19 protein-coding genes are annotated in these 19,785 nt (G+C 41.3%); 2 read left to right on the forward strand and 17 right to left on the reverse strand.

Annotated features, from left to right (window positions below; genetic code table 11):
* Nucleotides 1–373: 373 nt before the first annotated feature.
* Together E0E20_RS12505 and E0E20_RS12510 are read left to right on the forward strand one after the other, a co-directional pair.
* Complete coding sequence (locus E0E20_RS12505; RefSeq protein ID WP_130838525.1) at nt 374–718, forward strand: plasmid mobilization protein; 345 nt, start codon at nt 374–376, stop codon at nt 716–718.
* Complete coding sequence (locus tag E0E20_RS12510) at nt 667–2,112, forward strand: relaxase/mobilization nuclease domain-containing protein (protein ID WP_130838526.1); 1,446 nt, start codon at nt 667–669, stop codon at nt 2,110–2,112. The genes E0E20_RS12505 and E0E20_RS12510 overlap by 52 nt, the downstream gene beginning before the upstream one ends.
* A 69-nt stretch (nt 2,113–2,181) precedes the next feature.
* On the opposite strand, the gene E0E20_RS12515 is transcribed toward E0E20_RS12510, so the two are convergent.
* The 17 genes from E0E20_RS12515 to E0E20_RS12600 all read right to left on the reverse strand — a co-directional run bounded on the left by E0E20_RS12515 (nt 2,182) and on the right by E0E20_RS12600 (nt 19,280).
* Nucleotides 2,182–2,724, reverse strand: a complete 543-nt coding sequence (locus E0E20_RS12515; protein WP_130838527.1) for a GNAT family N-acetyltransferase — start codon at nt 2,722–2,724, stop codon at nt 2,182–2,184.
* 184 nt (nt 2,725–2,908) lie between these two features.
* Entirely contained in the window at nt 2,909–3,454 is a 546-nt protein-coding gene (locus E0E20_RS12520; protein WP_130838528.1) for a flavodoxin family protein, read from the reverse strand.
* 22 nt (nt 3,455–3,476) lie between these two features.
* On the reverse strand, nt 3,477–4,247 hold the full coding sequence (locus E0E20_RS12525) for a class I SAM-dependent methyltransferase (RefSeq protein WP_130838529.1): 771 nt from the start codon (nt 4,245–4,247) through the stop codon (nt 3,477–3,479).
* Nucleotides 4,248–4,278: 31 nt separating this feature from the next.
* Nucleotides 4,279–4,713 carry a cytidine deaminase family protein gene (locus E0E20_RS12530; protein WP_130838530.1) on the reverse strand — a complete coding sequence of 145 codons (435 nt, stop codon included), beginning with the start codon at nt 4,711–4,713 and terminating at the stop codon, nt 4,279–4,281.
* Nucleotides 4,714–4,723: 10 nt separating this feature from the next.
* On the reverse strand, nt 4,724–4,954 hold the full coding sequence (gene pptA / locus E0E20_RS12535) for a tautomerase PptA (RefSeq protein ID WP_130838531.1): 231 nt from the start codon (nt 4,952–4,954) through the stop codon (nt 4,724–4,726).
* A 32-nt stretch (nt 4,955–4,986) separates the two neighbouring features.
* Nucleotides 4,987–5,637 (reverse strand): CatA-like O-acetyltransferase, family 3, encoded by a 651-nt coding sequence (locus tag E0E20_RS12540; RefSeq protein WP_130838532.1) that lies wholly within the window; start codon nt 5,635–5,637, stop codon nt 4,987–4,989.
* A gap of 29 nt (nt 5,638–5,666) precedes the next feature.
* On the reverse strand, nt 5,667–6,098 hold the full coding sequence (locus E0E20_RS12545) for a GNAT family N-acetyltransferase (protein WP_165444104.1): 432 nt from the start codon (nt 6,096–6,098) through the stop codon (nt 5,667–5,669).
* 78 nt (nt 6,099–6,176) lie between these two features.
* Entirely contained in the window at nt 6,177–6,704 is a 528-nt protein-coding gene (locus E0E20_RS12550; RefSeq protein ID WP_130838534.1) for a histidine phosphatase family protein, read from the reverse strand.
* 24 nt (nt 6,705–6,728) lie between these two features.
* Complete coding sequence (locus E0E20_RS12555; RefSeq protein ID WP_130838535.1) at nt 6,729–7,076, reverse strand: inorganic pyrophosphatase; 348 nt, start codon at nt 7,074–7,076, stop codon at nt 6,729–6,731.
* 35 nt (nt 7,077–7,111) lie between these two features.
* A complete protein-coding gene (locus tag E0E20_RS12560; protein WP_130838536.1) occupies nt 7,112–7,606 on the reverse strand; it encodes an AAA family ATPase in 495 nt (164 codons plus the stop codon).
* Nucleotides 7,607–7,994: 388 nt separating this feature from the next.
* Nucleotides 7,995–8,966, reverse strand: coding sequence for an HNH endonuclease (locus E0E20_RS12570; RefSeq protein WP_242622790.1), 972 nt, complete (start codon nt 8,964–8,966; stop codon nt 7,995–7,997).
* Between the two features lie 12 nt (nt 8,967–8,978).
* Nucleotides 8,979–11,444: a Spaf_1101 family AAA-like ATPase gene (locus tag E0E20_RS12575; protein WP_242622792.1), complete on the reverse strand. Its 2,466-nt coding sequence runs from the start codon at nt 11,442–11,444 to the stop codon at nt 8,979–8,981.
* A 24-nt stretch (nt 11,445–11,468) separates the two neighbouring features.
* Nucleotides 11,469–14,126, reverse strand: a complete 2,658-nt coding sequence (locus E0E20_RS12580; protein ID WP_130838539.1) for a DEAD/DEAH box helicase — start codon at nt 14,124–14,126, stop codon at nt 11,469–11,471.
* A gap of 4 nt (nt 14,127–14,130) precedes the next feature.
* A complete protein-coding gene (locus E0E20_RS12585) occupies nt 14,131–15,708 on the reverse strand; it encodes a site-specific DNA-methyltransferase (protein ID WP_130838540.1) in 1,578 nt (525 codons plus the stop codon).
* Nucleotides 15,709–15,731: 23 nt separating this feature from the next.
* Complete coding sequence (locus E0E20_RS12590; protein ID WP_130838541.1) at nt 15,732–15,941, reverse strand: helix-turn-helix domain-containing protein; 210 nt, start codon at nt 15,939–15,941, stop codon at nt 15,732–15,734.
* A 150-nt stretch (nt 15,942–16,091) separates the two neighbouring features.
* Nucleotides 16,092–17,468 carry a nucleotidyltransferase gene (locus tag E0E20_RS12595; protein ID WP_130838542.1) on the reverse strand — a complete coding sequence of 459 codons (1,377 nt, stop codon included), beginning with the start codon at nt 17,466–17,468 and terminating at the stop codon, nt 16,092–16,094.
* Nucleotides 17,469–17,519: 51 nt separating this feature from the next.
* Nucleotides 17,520–19,280: a helicase gene (locus E0E20_RS12600; protein ID WP_442911488.1), complete on the reverse strand. Its 1,761-nt coding sequence runs from the start codon at nt 19,278–19,280 to the stop codon at nt 17,520–17,522.
* Nucleotides 19,281–19,785: the final 505 nt, after the last annotated feature.

Genomic DNA, 19,785 nt, shown 5'->3' on the forward strand with positions numbered 1-19,785 from the left:
TATTACCGGTGCACCCGTGCGCCCGTACTGTGGCAGTTTTTTATTTTCCATTTATTCCCCCACAGTACAAAAGCATAAGAACAATCGCCGGATACGGCGTTATGGGTTCAAAGCCGCCTGCCCTATGGCAGTCTGAACCCGCAAATCGCAGGCGATTTGCAAGAAGAATACCAAGCATTGGATGTGTTCCCACACATCCACATTTGCTGAACATTTCTCCTGCCGGAAAATGACGCAAATGAGCTTGCAAGGGTCTACGCCCCCTGACCCCCATTAATGCAAAACCGCTTCAAATTCTCCTACAGCAATATGAACAGTTTTGCTTCAAAAACACACACGCCGGAAACGGCAATTTTGAAAGGAAGTGGTATATATGAGCGGCAAGCGAGACCGCACCAATGAGCTAAAAGTATTCCTCAGCGACAATGAGCAATATGTGCTTGATGAAAAGGTCAAAATCTCTCACATGAGGAACAAATCCGAGTATATCCGTCACCTGATCCTATACGGTTATGTCTATGACATCGACTATAACGGGCTGAAGGAATACAGCTACCAAATAGCCGCCCTCGGCAGAAACATAAACATGATCAGAGAGCGAATTATGAAAACAGGGAACGCTTACGAAGAAGATCTAAATGAGATAAAGGAGCTGATGGATAAGATATGGCATACACACGAATCCATGCTATCAAAAGTACCGTTACAAAAGCTGTAGCTTATATTTGCAACCCGGATAAGACCGAGCAGCAACTGCTCGTTGATTCATTTGGCTGTAGTCCCGAAACAGCCAGGCATGACTTTGACTATGCACTTTGTAAAACAAAGTCTACCGACAAAAATTTAGCGTATCATCTGATCCAGTCTTTCGCAAAAGGCGAGGTATCTCATGATGAGGCTCATAGGATCGGGATTGAGCTTGCGGACAAACTGCTCGGCGGCAAATACTCCTATGTTGTCGCAACCCATACAGATAAAGGTCACCCACATAATCACATTGTATTTTGCGCCGCCGATAACATAGATCACAAAAAATACAATGCCTGCAAGAAAAGCTATTATCACATCAGGCAGCTTAGTGATGAATTATGCAAAGAACATGGTCTTTCCATCATCGAAGCAAGTGGCAGAAAAGGCAAAAAATATGTTCAGTGGAAAGCTGAGCAGGAAGGCACATCTTGGAAAAAGCGACTTCAGGAAGATATTGACGAATGCATTAGAATCGCCAAGTCATACGAGGATTTTTTGTGCCTAATCAAAGAAAAAGGCTATACAGTTATCGGTGAAAAAATCGGTGATCCTCATTCAAAATACATAAAGTTCACTGCCCCGGGACAGGAGCGACCTGTGCGTGGCAGCTTCCGCAATTTTGGAGCCGGTTATACAAAAGAAGAAATCAAAGACAGGATTGAAAATCCCGAGAAATGGCAGAATAAAGAACAAACTGTACAGGAGCCAAACACCACAGAAGCTCCAAAGCAGAAATCACGGATCAAGATACCAAAGAAGGATATCCTCACCCGTACCAGTGCAAGCAGAACGATCATAGACACCTCCGGAAAAAATTTTCAAAACAGCCCCGGTCTACAACACTGGGCATCCGTCAAGAACCTCAAGACTGCCGCTGCCAGCTATGCCGCCGCAGATAATCTTTCTCAGCTTCAGAAGCAAATTGATAAAAAAACAACCGAGGCAAAGTCCGCCCGTACCGAGCTTGTAGAGCTGGAGCATCAAATGAAAAAAGTCTCCGAACTGCTCCTATATACGGACCAGTACAGAGACAATAAACCCTTTCAAGAAAAGTATAAGAAATCCAAGGATCCGGACAGATACCTTCGGATGCATGAAACACAACTTATCCTGTATGACGGTGCTGAGCGTATGCTCCGGCAGATGGGTCTTGACCCAAAATCTGTTAATCCAGCAGAGATACACTCTGATTATGAAACTATGCAGGCTCGTAAATCCATACTTGAGAAAACATATAAATTAGCAGAAAGCGATGCAAAAGCTCTCCAACAAAAAATGGCTAATGTAGAGCAATACCTGGGACATGACCTTCAAAAAAAACAAGAACACATTAACTCTCAAAAACAATCCAGAGAAGAATAATCCCCTATCTCCAAATGATTTAAACCTCTATCTCATTTTGGGATAGAGGTTATTTGTGCAAATTTGAAGTTATCTGACAGACTGCCATTCCTCTTTGGAAAGGCATGTTATGTGTTCCGTTCGGAGAACGCCCTCTATGGCACAGGGCACATTATAGGCCGTATGATGATAATGAAAACCGCACTTCTCCTGAACACGCTTTGACTTTTCGTTCCCATCAAAGTAACCACACCATATTTTATTAAGTTTCAGGTTTTCAAAACCGTAGCGCACCAATTCCCTGACTGCTTCCGGTATCAGCCCTCGTCCCCAATACGGAACTCCGATCCAGTAGCCGATTTCACCTTCTGAATCAGGAAGGCCAATATTGCTGGCTTTCCCAAGCATAAGTCCAATGCTGCCAACAGGCTGGCCTACTTCTTTTAATATCACAGCATAGGTCTCCGGCGCTGAAAGAACCCTCCGGATTATTTCACGGCTATTCTCTACACTTGTATGAACCGCCCATCCTGCGATTGGTCCCACATCAGGATGACTTGCATATTTAAATAAATTCTCCGCATCGCTTTCTTCCCACGGTCGGAGGATCAATCTTTTCGTTTCAAGTATCATGGCATACCTCTCTTACCAACGGCATCTCTGCAAACTTGAATTTGTGCGATTAACTTCCGGTATAAATGATGAACATTTCTTCCATAACTCGTCTATTTGCTATAGTTGTGGAAGTTTTGTCGGGGATTATCCTGTAATATAATTTGCCTCTAAAAATATCGATTTGTTAATCAAGTTTTATCACCTATATCTTGCTACAAAAATCAATAATCTCCTGCTTCCTCAGTTCTACATCCTCTTTGTATTCGATGGATGTAAGACCCAAATGACCAACGCACTCTATTTCTAGATGCCCGTAAAAATGCTCGATACTACTAATGATTCGCTCACACTCCGGCATATTCGGTCCGGTTCTTAAAGCAATCGCATAGCCCTTCTTTCCAGGCTTAATTGTTGCATGCGGTTCATGGGTATTACACCACGGCGTACATCGGTCAATGAATGCCTTGAACTGTCCCGGTACATCCGCCCAATAAGATGGTGACACAGAGACAATCACATCCGCCTCATCATACTCATGCATGATGTCTTCAATGACTGCCGCATCATTCATGACACACTTTGCCGTATCGTGACACGAACGACAGCCTCTGCAAAAAGCAAACGCATAGTCATCGATACAAATACTTTTTACACTGTACTTTACTGATAACTGGTCCGATACCAGCTTAACTATTTCCGCAGTTGCGCCTGTACGTACAGGGCTGCAATTGATAACAAGTGCCTTCATCTTCCCCCCTAATAAACCTGAATTAATTCTTACGCATCTTAATAATCATATAGACCGGTGTTTCTAAGAAGCCCTCATAACGATAAGGCTGGGTCTCCTTCCAGTCTTCCGGAGCCATCGGCTCACAGACTTGCTCGATGGATAATCCGGCGGCAATAATCGCATTCATATAATCCGACATGGTATGATGATAACTCTTGCTGAGATGATTCTCATACACATCATTATACTCAAGCCACGGCTGAATATAGGATCTCATGGACTTATCCAAGTATCTTACATTCCACTCCTCATCCTCCGGAAAACTACCATCCGCATGCTCCACTGGATACATTGCAGAATATACTGGATGAATAATAGAGAAGACACACTCTCCACCATCCTTCAAGCTCTTAGCGACATTCTCAAATAGATGCCCGAGATTCTCGATATAGTGACTTGTCGTCGATGAAAAAATGAAATCCACCGGTTCCTCAATCACTTCTTTGCAGGTTGCGGCATCATGCAGAATAAACTCTGCTTTGGAGTTACTTACCTTTGCTTTGTCTCTGGCAATCTGTAACATTTCTTCGGATAAATCAATTCCAATTAGCTTGGATGGATCACTCTTCTCCAAAAGAAATGTAAAGATACCTGTACCGCATCCCAAATCTACAATGGTCTTCCCTCTCAAATCAGGAAGTAAATCCTTAATACATGGCCATTCAATGTTAAAGCTATAGGAGTCTTCTGCATTGTTAAACTCCTCATAAGCCTTGGCCATACTGTTCCAATCAATTTTTATTTCGTTCATTATCTAGTCCTCCCATGATTCCAATAAAATCTTAATTATTCTGTGCTTCTGCGTATCGCTCTTTACCCCACCAGTTCGGCATCAATTCCTTCAAGGTGATGGTCTCTCTTGTTTCATAATCAACCATGATTTCCATATCCTCGTTGGCCTCATTCAGCTGATACAGAAATTCTCTGCAAGCGCCACAAGGCATACCGCTGCCACCTCCACTTGGGGCCCCATCGCGAAATGCAATCAATCGCTTCACTCTAGTCTGGCCGCTACTCAAATACATATTCAAAACTGCCACTCGCTCCGCACATAGATTCATCACACCACTACAACTCTCGATGCAGAAACCTGTGTAAATCTCGCCATTCTCGGCTTCAATCGCACACACAACATGATGTGCATATACAAAAGGTGATACCTCCTCTGGATGATATTCCACCTTTGCTTTTTCATATAACTTTTCCCAAATATCCATATTTACCTCTTTACTCGCATGTATATCCCGGCTTTTTATAAAGATTAGTTAATTCTGGGACAATCTGCTTATCCCAAACTTTTTCTTTCCACTCTTCTTCAGGCACATCTGTAATTGCAACAGAAACACTAGAAGTCTTACACCCAAGTGTGTCAGCAACTACATCTGCTATTTTCTCAGCACACTGTTTTTTCTGCTCCTCTGTTCTACCAGGAAAGCACTGTATTACAATATGTGGCATATTCTTTTCCCCTATAAATTTGAATTTGTCGATTAAAGCTCTACGAATCCCTCAATCTCCTGTTCCAGGAGACGGAATACGTTTGCTACCAGATAACCATCAGCGATCGCATGATTCAAGCGAACGGTCACAGGCATGACAAGTCGGCTGTTTTCTTCCTTGTATTTTCCCCAATTGATAACCGGCGCAAAAAACATATGAACGTCGGGCAGCTCAAGATGTATGGAATCATAGGACAGCCACGGTATACATGACGCATCAAACCAGTTGGGATGATTCATAATATCAAAACCGTATTCTCTGGTCTTTTTTGCCTCTTCAGCATCCCGCAGAGCCGTTTTGTAGAATTTCTCATAATCTTCATCGTATTCCGTATAAACAAGCGTGAAGGTTTCTGTATCTTCATGAAAGATATACTGTATGGGATTGATCACGTCATAACAGATCAATTCGTTTGTTTCTTTAAGATACCCCATCCTGTAATCCTCTCGGGAATTCAGAACCTTTGACAGGATATAAAGAAAGTTGATGTAGAACTTTGTCCCAGTCTCTTTGGAATGATGAACAAGATCTGTAACATCAATCCTCGCCGTCATGGAAGTCGAACACGCACAATCTTCCGTAAAGTGGCGAAATACGCCTTTACGATAATATGTCTCTTTGTCAATTACTTTATAGTTCATTTTCTTAACCCTTACAAACGAGAAGTTGTCTATTTATTCAGTATGCAGTTATATCGAACCACTGACCCGTCGGGGTATTCAATGACGATTTTCTCCTCTGAAAAGCCACACTTGCGGTAGAAACCGATCGAATCATCATCTGTTTGGGCTTTGACACTTTCCAGATTCTCCGATTCCATCACCCGTTGAATCATTTGTTTCCCAATTCCCTTACGGCGAGCATTGGCAGATACGGCTATTCCGATAATCTCTGCATCAGCTTCTGATAGGTTCAAAACCATCATTCCTGTTTTCTTGCCTTGATATTCAATTACAAATACTTTTACCGAAGAATCGGTCAAACAGTCTTCCATCTTTGTTTTATATTCCTCATATGTCGGATGAAACATACAGGGAGCATAGATTAAGAACGCTTCTTCTGACAACAGCCAATCTGTATCCTCGCATAACAAGACTTTCATAACCATCCTCATAAATTAGAATTTACCGGTTTAAGAATGCTTTGATCAATTCAATATCCTTTTTATCCTTCCTCATAATCATTCCTTTCCTACTAAGGAAAATGGAACGATCTCCCCGCAGTTTGGATGTGGTACTCCGGTCACGGCTTCAATCATCATTCCATGTCCAATCACGATGACTTTTGGAACATCTGCATATTTTTGCAGCACAGGAAGCACTCTTCGCCTAATGGTTGCAGCATCTTCCCATCGGCAGCCGGAATCCGGGTGGATTCCTTTGTTCTTCACATATTCTTCGTATGCCTTCTCTGCGGTATGATCATCCTCATAGATATAAAGGTCGTTTGCAACCCATTCGTGCAGATCCGTCTCAATCCTGATTTCCAGCCCCAATTCCTTAGAAAGAATGGCTGCAGACTGCACGGCTCTTGTATAAGAAGAACACAAAATCAGGTTCGCCTCCTGAAGTCGAATATCCTTTGCCGCTTTCCTTATCTGGCCGATCCCAGTTTCCGAAAGAGGCGCTAAATTCGTTCCGTGTCCTTGATAAATTTTGGTTCCACGTTCTGTATAATCTGTCTCCCCGTGCCGCACAAAATAAAACATACACTTCTCCTTTACAAATCCGATTTACCGACGTATCAAAACGCCTTTCATATACTGCGTTTCGTTATGCGTTTTGTATACTTCCAGTTTTTCTTCTTCCGTACAACCCACCAGTATTTTGATCTCCGAATCTTTCTTCCTTAAATCAACGATACACATGATGGCATCGATCTTTTTCTCACCGCTTCCGACCCATACATCAATTCCTCCGCCATCCATAGAGGCGGTATCTTTCAAATAGCCATAGTCAACCTTATAGATGAAGTTTGGAAATCTGGGATGAGCAGAGCCTCTATGCCTGTCGATCACGATTTCTGAATTGCTTACCAATTCATCTAACGCTTTCCAAAAATCCTCGTTATAGCCATCCATCTTATCGCCTCCTTATAAAAAGCGATTTGTTGATATCAAAGAGTCAGTATTTCACTCACGATATCACAAACATTCTTATTGACTGTATCCACTTTTATGGTGTCAAGTATTTGATACATGTTGATTCTTGCAACACTTCTGTCGATTGCATCGTTACTGCGAATCCCCCTGGAGATGTCAGAAGAGAGTCTTTTACGCAAATTGGTTTCATCGATCATAAGCGAAATCTTTATGACTCTCGCATCTCCTGTGTCCAGACTATTGATTATTTCGTCAATAATTGATTGTTCATGCATTACCCAGCAGAAAATGATATTTTTATAGGCCGTACAGTGGAGAAAACTATTCAGCAAGAAGCAGATGTTGCGCATGACCATGGCTTTTGTTTCTTCTGTTACCTGAAACGGATCGGCATCCCAACACCAATCGCCGTCAAGAAAAACACTGTTCGGCAACTCCTTTTTCAGCTGCTGACTTACCGTCGTTTTACCGACGCCCATTGTACCGCCGATCAGATATATTGTTTTCATATCTTTTCCTCACAAATACCGATTTATCAATTTAATATGCCAATAATCATACTACAATCCTTCCCTGACATATGAACTTATTACTTTTGCGGCATTCTTTTCATCCTCAACATTTCCTCTCCAAAGATTGATTGCGGACTTCGACATATAGGACTCTTCACCAAGAGTCAGGGCAAGATAAGAATGTGCCACATTGTTTGCAATATTCTGATCCTCACTGAGCACGTATGCTGCAAAATCCCACATGCCAACCGCAGTTTTTTTCAGCATCCCGCTAGTTGTAACATTTTATTTTACTCCCTTTTTTCAAACTTTACTCCCACCATTTTGGTGGTGATTTTCACTGGAAGTTATGCATTATTACACCCATAATCCTACCTAGATATTATTACCCCTTTGCTATCTCCATCAGATAATCTACATCGCTCTTTTCATCCAATATGTGCATTTTTCTATGACAGTTCGGGCAGAGTGCTACAGCATTATACACTTCATCTGCTCCACCTCTAGCTATCCATATCACGTGATGGCATTCAAGATACGCTTCACCCTTTTTGTTGAAAAAAGGTGCTGGTTTATTGCATAACTGACATACACCTGCCGCTCTCTCTTTCACAATTTCAGCCACAAGCGTAGACCTTTCCTTGACTTCTACTTCAGTCATATGAGTCTTTACATGCCTACCATCAAAAGCCTTTAGATCATCCTTAAGTTTTTTTAGCCTTGTCTTCTTTTTTGCAAGTCCTTTATCGACTGTTGGTGGCACTCCAAAATGCTCATAAAGATATGCTACATACTCCAACAAGCTCTGATTTTGTATATCTGGCTGATTTTCCTTCCACTGCAAGAGTTTTCTTTGAAGCACAAGTTCATCATCATCTTGAAGATATGGAATACCAGCTTTCTTACAAAAATATGTCAAATGCCTCTCTGAATGAATTGTGAGAAACTTATCCGGATAATACATAGCAAGAATTTTATATCGTACTATCGGTGCCAACATATTCTTACGAATCGCATTAAAATCGTCCTCTTTTCCTGCATCCACAAGCCTACACAGTTCAGATCTGATTACGCTAAAAGCTTCCTCCGCAGTCTGACCATATTTCTTTGTAAAATCATATTCTCCAGTTGATTTGCGAACCCATATACCAAACTTCTGAGCTGTAGCATTTCTTATATCTCCCATGCCAATCTGCTCACGCTCAAGACGATAACAAAAGTTCTTTTTATCGCCAGTACGCATTGCATACTGCTCCAAGGTTATGCCTTCCAGCATATCCCTATCAAAGTCAGAAACAAACTTTTTTCTCAATGCTTCAATATGTAAAATGTTCGGATTTGGTTCACTTATCTTCATATACTTTTTCCATCAAAAATTATTTTTCAGTATAGGTTGATAAACTCTTATCTTATGTTCAAACGAGTCTATTCCACCCTCCATATAGTTCACAATATCTCTTTTAATCGTATCTTCAGAAGGATACCCAGCTCTTTCTATCCAGCCATTCTCTCCATCAGAACACATAACACAAACCTGATCTGCCATAGCATTTGTAACTATAGTGGCACTATGAGTAGCGATGATAATCTGCCTTTTATTTTTGATATCACGTAATTGCCTAACAAGATTCTTGTATATGTATTGACTGTCAAGGTTATCTTCTGGCTGATCAATTAAAATAGGTCTATGATCATCTACAAAATCACCGTATCCAAAAATAAAGTCGAGCATAGCCACTACTTTTTGTCCAAGAGAAAGATTTCTTACATCTTTATAATCTGCTCCTTGTTTAGTAGTGGTCTTACTATTTATATTGAACTCCAAAGATAGTTTTTCCGACTCTCCAACCATTCTTCTTAAATAGGTTATGGCTTGAAAATATCTGTTATTATCAATCAAAGCGTCAAATATCTCATCTATAGCATTTTTTTGTTCTTCTATACTGGGATCCGGTCTTGTTCTATTAAAGAAGTCAGCAATATCAAATTGATATCTATCCTCCTCTTTCAATGCCATTTTCAGCAAAGATACAATCCCGACATTCCTATATACATAGTGAAGATAATCAACAGCATTTTCCTCCGAGACATCAGTATCCTGAAATCCATCTCTCTTGTTTGCTCGTTTTCCACTAAAAAGCCAGTTCTCAAAGTCAGGTGCATCTACGGGCTCATTTTGCATGTAAATGATTCGAAGAGTCTTATCCATTTTTTTGTTAAATGGCCCAATAATTTCTTCTACTTCTTTTTTTCTTTTCTTCAACAATTCTTGCATATCATTTATGGCTTTTGCCAAGCCATTCTTCGATCTGCAATTGATAGTCTTCTCCGGCGATGAAAGAATTTTATTTTGGAACATAAGTTGCCTTATAAAATCGTCTATCTGATTACTGCTGGCTGTTTGCACCAACTCATTAACAGAATATCTCACATCATAGAGTTGACTTAGCGTTCCATACTTTTTTACTGATTTTATAACAATCTCACTCTGCCCTTTACTTTTTATCACCTCATATATGGTCAAATAGTTCTTAACCGCATAATTTCTTACCTTGTCCTCCGAAAAATAATACTTGTAACGATATCTGTCTGCTTCGTTTTCTCCAAAACACCTTAAAATATTATCATTTGTATCTGCTTTAATTGGAGTAGCCATCCGTATGAGGTATTCCTTATTCCCATCCGCAAACAGCACCCATATATCCCCATGTTTACAAATAAAGTCCAGAATCCTCTCATCTGAAATCCTTAGTCCAACTGCATAATCCAGCACTTGCAATATTGTACTTTTACCTGTTCCTCGTCCGCCAATAAAACAGTTAAGAGAGTCAGAAAAGGCAAGGGAAAAATCGCCTCCATCTTTCCCCTTCAAAAATCCTCCGCTCTCTATAAGTACACTTTTTATATATTTGCGTTCCTTGATCTCGTTTGTTAATGATACGGATATTTCAAAATCGTCAAAAGCTTCTTTTAATGTCTTAAAACTTCTCTTGCCGCTCTTTATCCAGAAATAGTTTTTATCTATCGTTTCTATTGAGTGTGAATCATTATCAATTACAAATCCTCTGGTTGTTATTTTCTGACTTTTCAGTATTTTAATTACCGATTCTATTTGAGACTGTTGATGAACCCCTATGTATTCAAAACAGTCAGCGTTCTTAAGTTTCTTTTTATAAGCGCCACTCAAGTATTTCTCATCATTAAACAAATCAGAAGAATTGATATGCGCAATATAAGAGATTCCGTTAAGCTCTCTTTTGAAGAAATCTATTACTTCGAGACTCGTTTTATATGTTCCATCAACTTTACTGATTAAATACTCATCAAGCCAACTCTTAACTTTTTCTGTATCTTTTTTATCAAATATACCAACAACATGAAGCCTGTCAGCACAGGATATTTCAATACCACATATAATCTCAGGATACTCATGTGAGCCCTTTAAATTATGGATATCCTTAATAGCAAGTTCTAGCTTGCTAATTCCATCAATGCTATTGTGATCAGTTACAACAACAATTTCATAGTCATTACATACAAGCTCATTAGCCAGAAGAATATATGAAAGCCACTCTTCTTTTGTAGTATAAATACTTCGCTCATTAACAAGCGTTACGCTTGTTAAAAACTCCTTTTTCGGAACAACTTTCTTCTGCATACAATATTGCATTATCTGCGTTTCATCAGCTTTGACGTAATTATCATGTTTCCATGATGAAAGGAGCGTATAATCGTGCGAGGCTGGTGTATGAAGGTGAAATAAAGTCTTATGATAAAAGCCATATTTTTTATTTATGGCACTCATTCTCTCATATATTTTTTTAATCGCCTTCATATCTTCCACGCTTATGTCCCTCGCTTACAATTGCTTAACTATCTCCATAAACTTGTCATAAGAGTATGCCCCCGCATATCCTGGATCCTTACTTTGAAATACCATATAATATTTATAAAGCCTTCCCGCCTGACTGGCCCATTCGGAGCCTGTAGCTGCCTTTGCCTTAGACTCCGGATTATCCAAATGATCTCCTTTTGTTTCAATCATAAGAATTTTTCCATCTGTCAGCATGACCATAAGATCTGGATAAGCGGTTACAGCACCATTAATTGCAAATCCCTTTCGAGATATATTCCTGTGCCACCACTTCACATTATCAAGACTGGCAAGCTCATACACAACCTTCTTCTCGTAATCATTCAGATCACCATCCTCCTCCTCATACAATGATTTTGGAATAGAAGAAATTGAGGTTGTTGGAGATATACTCTCCTTCATCTGATACATGGGCTGACACTGTACGATATCTGTCTCCACCCATTTGCGGAACATCTTTGCCTCATGCTCTGCCAACAAATCATCTACCTTCTTTTTGATTTTCTCTGCATAAAGCTCCGTATTCTGCTCCAAATCCGTGAGCTGTGCCTCTGACATCTGCTCCATGATTTTCCCTACATAATCCCGAATTTCTCTATCATCAACAGCGTTGTTTTTTGAAAGGCGCGTGCATATACGGTCTTTGCAGAGATTTCTCTTTGTTGCCGTAGGTCTTGAATCGAACCATTCTTTAATAGCCTCACTCTCGAAACCTTTAAATTTCCAAGCCTTTGGAGCTTCATGTGCATCATCAACATCAACCTTCGCTATCTCTGCCTCGATTGAATCAAAATCTATCTCCGTATCTTTATCACGAAGGGTAAAGCCTTTTCGTAGATTTTCTCTATCAAGCAGTTCATATTCATGCTCTGAGAAAAGACTCGCATCTCCTTCAACAACAAATTGCGGGAGCCTTAATTCTTTGAGATCGTCCTCAAATTCTTTCCTTACATGATACATTTTCATTTTGCTCACCACTTCATCAGGAATATCATCATACTGCTCGTTTTCTTCACTTGTGATATTCTCCCAATAAACCGTATTTTCAGTCAAAGCCGTCTCAATCATGGTATCAACGATTTCGTTTGCTTGGTTTGTAGTCCCCTCCGTTTCATACTCATCATTTAAGACCGTTTCTAACTGTTTTTTTAACTCATCAGTATTTACATCTACTGGCTCAGTATCAGATAGATCTGTTTCCAGAGACGGCTGAAGATTCGGTAACTCCATCTGCTCAGGTTCTATCTCATCTGTTTCTTTCACTGCAGGATTGTCCAAATCTTTGACCATATAATCACGCTTGCTGAATCCGGCATTATTCAAACCTTTTACTACTTTATCAAGTGTGCCGTAAAAGTCCGCAGATGATGTGATTGCATAAGAAAGGTTTAGTTCCTGTTCCTTACTCATCTTGGTATAGGGTAATCGAAGCACTCGTCCCAATATCTGTTCAACATCAACCGTTGAATTACGATTCGCCACTGTCGCTAGAATATATGCGAAAGGACAGTCCCAACCTTCCTTCAGTGCATTTACCGTAATGATGTATCGGATTTTGCAGTCCCTTGAAAGCAAGTTCTCCGTCTTAATATCATCCCTATCTCCGGTTTTAATTGCTATCTCTTCCTCAGGAACACCTATTTCTATGAGAGTCGTCTTGATCTTTTCATAAGTTGCACTGTCTTCCGATGTGCGTGGTTGAGCCTGCAACAACACAATGGGTCTAATATACTTACCCGTTTCCTGTTCGTTTTTCCTTGCCTTAATCTCTAGGCGTTTCCTTAATGTTATTGCACTGAGATAAACATCCTCCTGGCTCTTCATGTTGTAAACGATAACAGGTAGCTTCACCATTTCCTCTTTTTTAAGCTGTCTTGCATCAACATAGGAAATAATATTGCTTCCCTCTTTCGGTGTAGCTGTAAGATCGAGAACAAAGCAGGGATTAAAATTCTCAAGCATTTCTATACTGAGCTTTGAAGTAGCATGATGGCTTTCGTCCACAATAGCAACCGGATTCAACTGCCGTATTACTTGGATAAGTGCTGTATCATCCACATCTTCAAGCAGCATGCCTGTATCACCCTTAAAGCCATTGAATGCCGTAAGATTGCCGTTCTGCTGATATGCCTTCCTCCCATCTTTTTTGTTTGTTCTAAACGAATCATATGTTAAAACAAAGATAGAGAGATTCTCATCAACCGATACTGGATTAAAATTCTGACCATTTAATAGCTGCTCTTTTGTATATACTTCTACTTTGCCACCAAAGTCCACATCTATCTTCTGTCTATACGGATGTTCCACATTTGTAAGGTTGGTTATCGTCTGTTGCATAATTGCATCAGACGGTACTAACCACACTACTGCCTTCGGATGTATATGTGGCATAGCTTCAAATATCGGCTTTATGGCATTGGCTGCAAGAAATGTTTTTCCTCCACCGGTAGGCACCTTAAGACAGACATGAGGAACTCCTTGTAATGATGCATTATAAAAAGGCATTCCCAATGGGCCTAAGCATACCCCTTTTTCTTCCCAAAGCTGACTATATGCCCTACTGATACTCTGCTTTTCAGTCAAAAGATTTAAAAACCGAGTAAGGTCTTTTATAACAGCTTTCTGATAGTTTTTTAACTCCATGCTTCTACAACCTCGCTATATCTCTTGGAATCTTCTTAAATGTAATGTTAAATCTATTCATCTTTGTATCTGATAAATTGCAGGTATCCGAATAAATAACATACGCATCTGCCTTGGTTTTTATAGATTTTAAAAATTCATTATCTAAAACAGTTTGCCTATCTTTTTCATAATTGAAGTAATATGCAGTGTCGTTATGAATCCCTAAATAATAGGGATTATCATTGGCATTACTCCGTTCATATGACTTTTTTGTTTCCATATACCAGATGTATTCTCTAATAACTTCATTATCAACATCTGGGTTTATGTTTTCATTATCAATAAGTAACTGCTCTCCAAGCTCATAAAAGCTAAAGCCACCACCAATACCATCTTTTTTATTGTTTCCTTCTCCATATCCTTGAATAACGCGTTTCACCCTCTCAGCTGTTATCTCATCTGCGTATTCATCCATTTCAATAATGATAAATTTACGTTCTCCTCCGTCCTTTCTGTTTATATTAAGTACGGCATGGGCAGTAGTACCTGATCCAGCAAATGAATCCAAAATAATTGAATCCTTATCCGTTGCTATTTGTAAAATACGTTCAATCAATCTTAAAGGTTTTGGTGTATCAAAAATACTTTCACGATCCGGGAAAATACTCATGATTTCCTTTTTTGCCTCATCTGTATGTCCAACCTCATCACTTGGCCACCATGACCACGGAACGGCTCCCTCTACTTCTGAAAGATAACGTATTGTTTGCGGTTGACCATCTCCATTCTTGCCAAAATATATTCTTCCTGCCGCCAACAGTTTTTTATACTCTGACTCTACTGTGCTCCAGCATCTGCCCTTCGGAGGATACACAACTTTTCCGCTTGGTGTTTCGATACCATACATTTGATTGGGTCGATATCCCTGAGCTGTCATTGGCACACCACGCCATCTTCCCTTTGGATCATTATTGGGATTCTTATATATTTTTTCCTGCTTCTCATCAAATCCTACTTTATGATGTATTTCCTTAAATTTCTCAACATTAGATGCATAAACAAGGATATACTCATGTGCATCACCAAATGCACCTCTATTTTCACGAGAATATCTTTTTTGCCATGCAATAGTAGCTATATGCTTACTCTTTCCAAATATCTCGTTACAAACCATCTTCAAAGTTTCTATTTCATTTTCATCAATAGAAATAAAAATCACACCCTCATCTCGATGCATTAATTTCTGAAGTAGCCGTAATCGGGGATAAATCATACATAGCCACTTATCATGCCTCGAAAGATCATCTCCTTCTTTGCCAACAACCTCTCCCAACCATTTTTTTATCTTTGGATCATTTACATTATCGTTATATATCCATCCTTCATTGCCGGTATTATAAGGAGGATCAATATAAATACATCGTATTTTTCCCTCGTACTTAGGCAAAAGGGACTTTAACGCTTCAAGGTTATCCCCATGAATAACCATATTCCCAGCATCATCGTCCCCATAGCTATACTTCTTATTTAAGACACGATAAGGCACTTCATTATGATGATTAAGCACCTTATCCTTTCCAATCCAATTCAATGACGGCATACGCCCGCCTCCTTATCAATGCTTTATTTATCTTCGTCTATATACTCAACAATATCCCCAAAATCAGTTCCCAGCACATGACATATCTTACACAATATAGTCATAGATACTTCTTCATCCCTATTCAGTTTTGTAAGCGTATTCGGCGCAATGTCTGCCTTTTTTCTAAGCTCAACCTTACTCATTTTTTTGTCAATCAATAATTTCCATAACCTGTCGTAAGATACTGCCATCAAATTGCCTCCATTACCTTTAAACATGCACAATAGTACAGATTTTATTATAACAAAGCAATTTCAAGATTTCAAGATTAATTCGCAAGTTCTTGATTTCAAATATATGCGAAAAAAGGGTGTGAAGCCATAGCTCCACACCCCTATAAATTATATATCTCTCTGTGAAGCTACTGCTTCCTGCGCCTCTCGCTGTTTACTTCTTTGGGGGACTGCACTATTCGCAGCTACTATAGCTTTCTTGGCCGCAAGTCTCGCCCGAAGTGATGGGCGTTCCCCTCTTGCCCTGCGCTTTCGCTCTTCTTCCTCGATGCGCTGCAGTTCTTCCAAGCGTTCCTGCTCCGCCTGCCGGGCTTCCCTTTTCTCTTCTGATTTTGGAACCGTATTGCTGAGTACATTGTCGATCTGGTTAAGATTGACCTCTTCAAGCTCCTCCACCTTGGCAAGTGGCTTGTACTCAGCCAACTTCACAAGAAGCTCCGCCGCCTTACGGACATCTTCGATATTATCACTCTCTTCTATCACAGTTCCCAGGTACTTTTTATAATCCGCAGAATTGCCGTTTCTTATATCATCGGCTATGTTCTGCACCTGCAGTTCCCAGTTATCGACCGTATCCTTGTACTCATAGGGATCAAAGTCACTGGAAAAGCGGTCTATCTCTGCGGCCAGCTTCGCAGCTTCATCAATATATACCGGCTTTACGGCATCCATATCCGGTTGCGCTCTATCCTGCACAGTTAATCCCGGCAGTTCTCCAACCACCTTTGCATCCGGGAAAGCATCTATGATCTGCCCGACCTTTGACAGCCCCTCCTGATCATTCCATATCTGAGGAACATACCGCAGATTATCAAGGTCTATGCTGTTTCCATAAAGTACATCCATCTGCACATCATCTATCTCCAGTGTCCCGGTTTCATGTATGTTGATACCGACAGCAGGAATCATATTACTATGGTTTTCACGGATGCTTTCAAACAGTGATTTTGCCTCTTCTATCGTGGCAATCCCCTCATGATAGGCTCCCATGCTGTGAAATTCTCCGCACTCCGCAACGGTATAGGTTATCTCCGTGTTATGCTGCTGTGCTTCCTGCATCATCAGAGCCTGCTTTTCTGTAAGGTACGCTTCCACGCCTGTCAGATACTCGGAAAGACTCCCGTGCTGTTCCTGTGATATCGTGTTTATATCGAGCTTTACGCCACCCATTATGATATCGCTCTGATGAAGAGTATTAAAAAGATCGTCCTCTCTCACCGAGCCGCTGTAATACAGCACCACATCAAGGTCAGCTCCTTTCTCCTCCATACCTCTGCAACGACTGCCGGATACAACGACATCCTCAATTGTTACATCCATCCCATAATCATTCACTATGCCCTGTACTATTGTTTTAACATTAGCCTCTATCGTTTCAGGATCCAAGCCGTCAAGCTCATGGAACTTCTCTTTGGTCTTATCCTTGAATGCGCTTATGACAGCGGCATCATTAAGGCTTTCGTCTTTTGTTTCATCTTTTGCCATTTCCGCTCCTTTCCAAAAGGCTCCGGAGATACTCCCCGAAGCCTTTTAATCTTATGCTATAACCTCTTCTTTTTTCTTTGCTACCGCAGGCGCTTTCTGATCCATGGCAGCTACAACAGCCTTTTTCTCATTCAGCCTTGCAATTAGGGACGGTCTTTCCTCTTTTGTCTCCGGTTTTGTTGTAGGGTTCTCCATATCCTCTGTTTCTGATATATCAGCCTCCTCTGCTTTTTCGCTTATTTCAGCCTTATCCTCCGATCTGTGACCCGCCTCTGTCGTAGTCTCCTGTGCCGGCGCTACCGTCTCGGTCTGCTCTGCTGTTTCTTTCTCCTGCTCCGGCTTTGGAGCATCTTCATCAAGATCAACCGCATCCTCACCCTTTTCATCCATATCGAGCAGGCTGTTCAGCTCTGCAAGCCTTGTCAGCTTATCGTTAAGCTCCTGCTCCTGTGGGAATGGCTTTTCCACCTCAATCTTTGCAGTTTCAAGCTGCTGTTCCACATTGGCCAGTTTAGCAATCGCATCTTCAAGCTGTTTTGACATGGATTCCATGGCATTACCAATACGGGTTATATTACCGGATGGATCTGAGCCAATCTCTACTTCATGGCTGAGTTTTCCCTTCATGTTCAGCGTAAACTTTCTGAAAAATGAATCAAAGGTTACATTCATCTTCATACCCAGGTACTCACCGATTGGCACAGCCACATTAGCCTGCTTCATCTCCTTACAGATACCGATAATCGCTGTCCCGGCTTCCTTCCTGTCATCATAGGTCTTACCGGCTACCGTCATGGTAAAGATATCCTTATCCGCTGGCTTGTTGGCATTATAGGTTGCGATATCTGCCTTCATTCCTGCGATGCGTTCTTTTAACGCTGATATCTGTTGAGGATAGTTCTTTGCGATATTATCCTCCAGTCGGTATTTCTGACTGGTATGGTTTGCCTTCATCAGCTTCAGCTTCGATACCTGAATGTCCAGATCCATCTTTTCCTTAATGTACGGATTGCCTGTTGCCAATGCCTTGACCTCTGCATAGGTAAGAGCCGCCTCGTCGATATCCTCACAGCTTCTGACCGGAGATTTGCTGGTCATGATCTGCCCGATGAACTTCTGCTTGTTCTCGATCAGCTGCCAGGAGTACGCATCAAACGTACCCTCGGTAACGTAACGGAAGATCTTTACTTTCGGGTTTGTATTACCCTGTCGTAAGATACGGCCTTCCTGCTGTTCAATGTCAGAGGGTCTCCATGGCACATCAAGATGGTGTAAAGCTATCAGCCTGTCCTGCACGTTCGTACCGGCTCCCATCTTCTGTGTTGATCCCAATAAAAAACGGACCTGTCCGCTTCTTACTTTGCCAAACAGCTCCGCTTTCCTCGTTTCGGTATTTGCATCATGGATAAAGGCTATCTCTTCCGGTGGTACTCCTTTTGCTATCAGCTTGTCCCTGATATCCTCATATACATTGAAGGTTCCGTCTCCTTTAGGTGTACTCAAATCGCAAAAAATGAGCTGGGCTGACCGCTTATCTTTTGTCTCCTCCCAAATCTCAAATGCTTTCTCCACGCATACGCTGGACTTACTGTTTTCATCATCCGGTAGCATATCGTTCATAAGCCTCTGGTCAAGTGCCAGCTTACGCCCATCGTTTGTAATCTTAAGCATATTGTCAACGGAAGAATCCACCATGCGGTTACGCACCCGCTCCGCTCTGTCTGCCAGGGACTCCACCATCTGCTTCTGCGCTTCGGACGGCTTTAAGGTCACATTTTCATACTCCGCCTCCGGCACAGGGAGCTTTAACATATCCGGTGTCTGAATGTCGGCACTCTCCTTAAAGAGTGATATAAGCTCCGGCAGATTAAAGAACTTCGCAAACCTTGTCTTGGCACGATACCCTGTGCCTTCCGGTGCCAGCTCTATTGCCGTCTGTGTATCACCAAAGTTAGCCGCCCATGCATCGAACTGTCCAAGCCCCAGCTTCTGAAGAGTACCATACTGAAGGTATCTCATATTGGTGTAAAGCTCCGTCATGCTGTTGCTGATTGGCGTTCCGGTTGCAAAAGTTACACCCTTTCCGCCTGTCAATTCATCAAGGTACTGACATTTGTTGAACATATCCTGCGACTTCTGTGCCTCGGTCTGTGCAATCCCCGCCACATTCCGCATTTTCGTGTATAGGAACAATGAACACCATCCGTGCCGCCTGCTACGGTCAGCACGGTAGGTGCTGAGCGATAGGTAATCCTTTGAGGTTATCTCCGGATTTTCCCCCGCCTCACACCGGGCATGCACCTTTCAGCGCACCCGG

It is taken from the genome of Lachnoclostridium sp. Marseille-P6806, from assembly GCF_900625025.1.
Lineage (GTDB): Bacteria > Bacillota > Clostridia > Lachnospirales > Lachnospiraceae > CAG-791.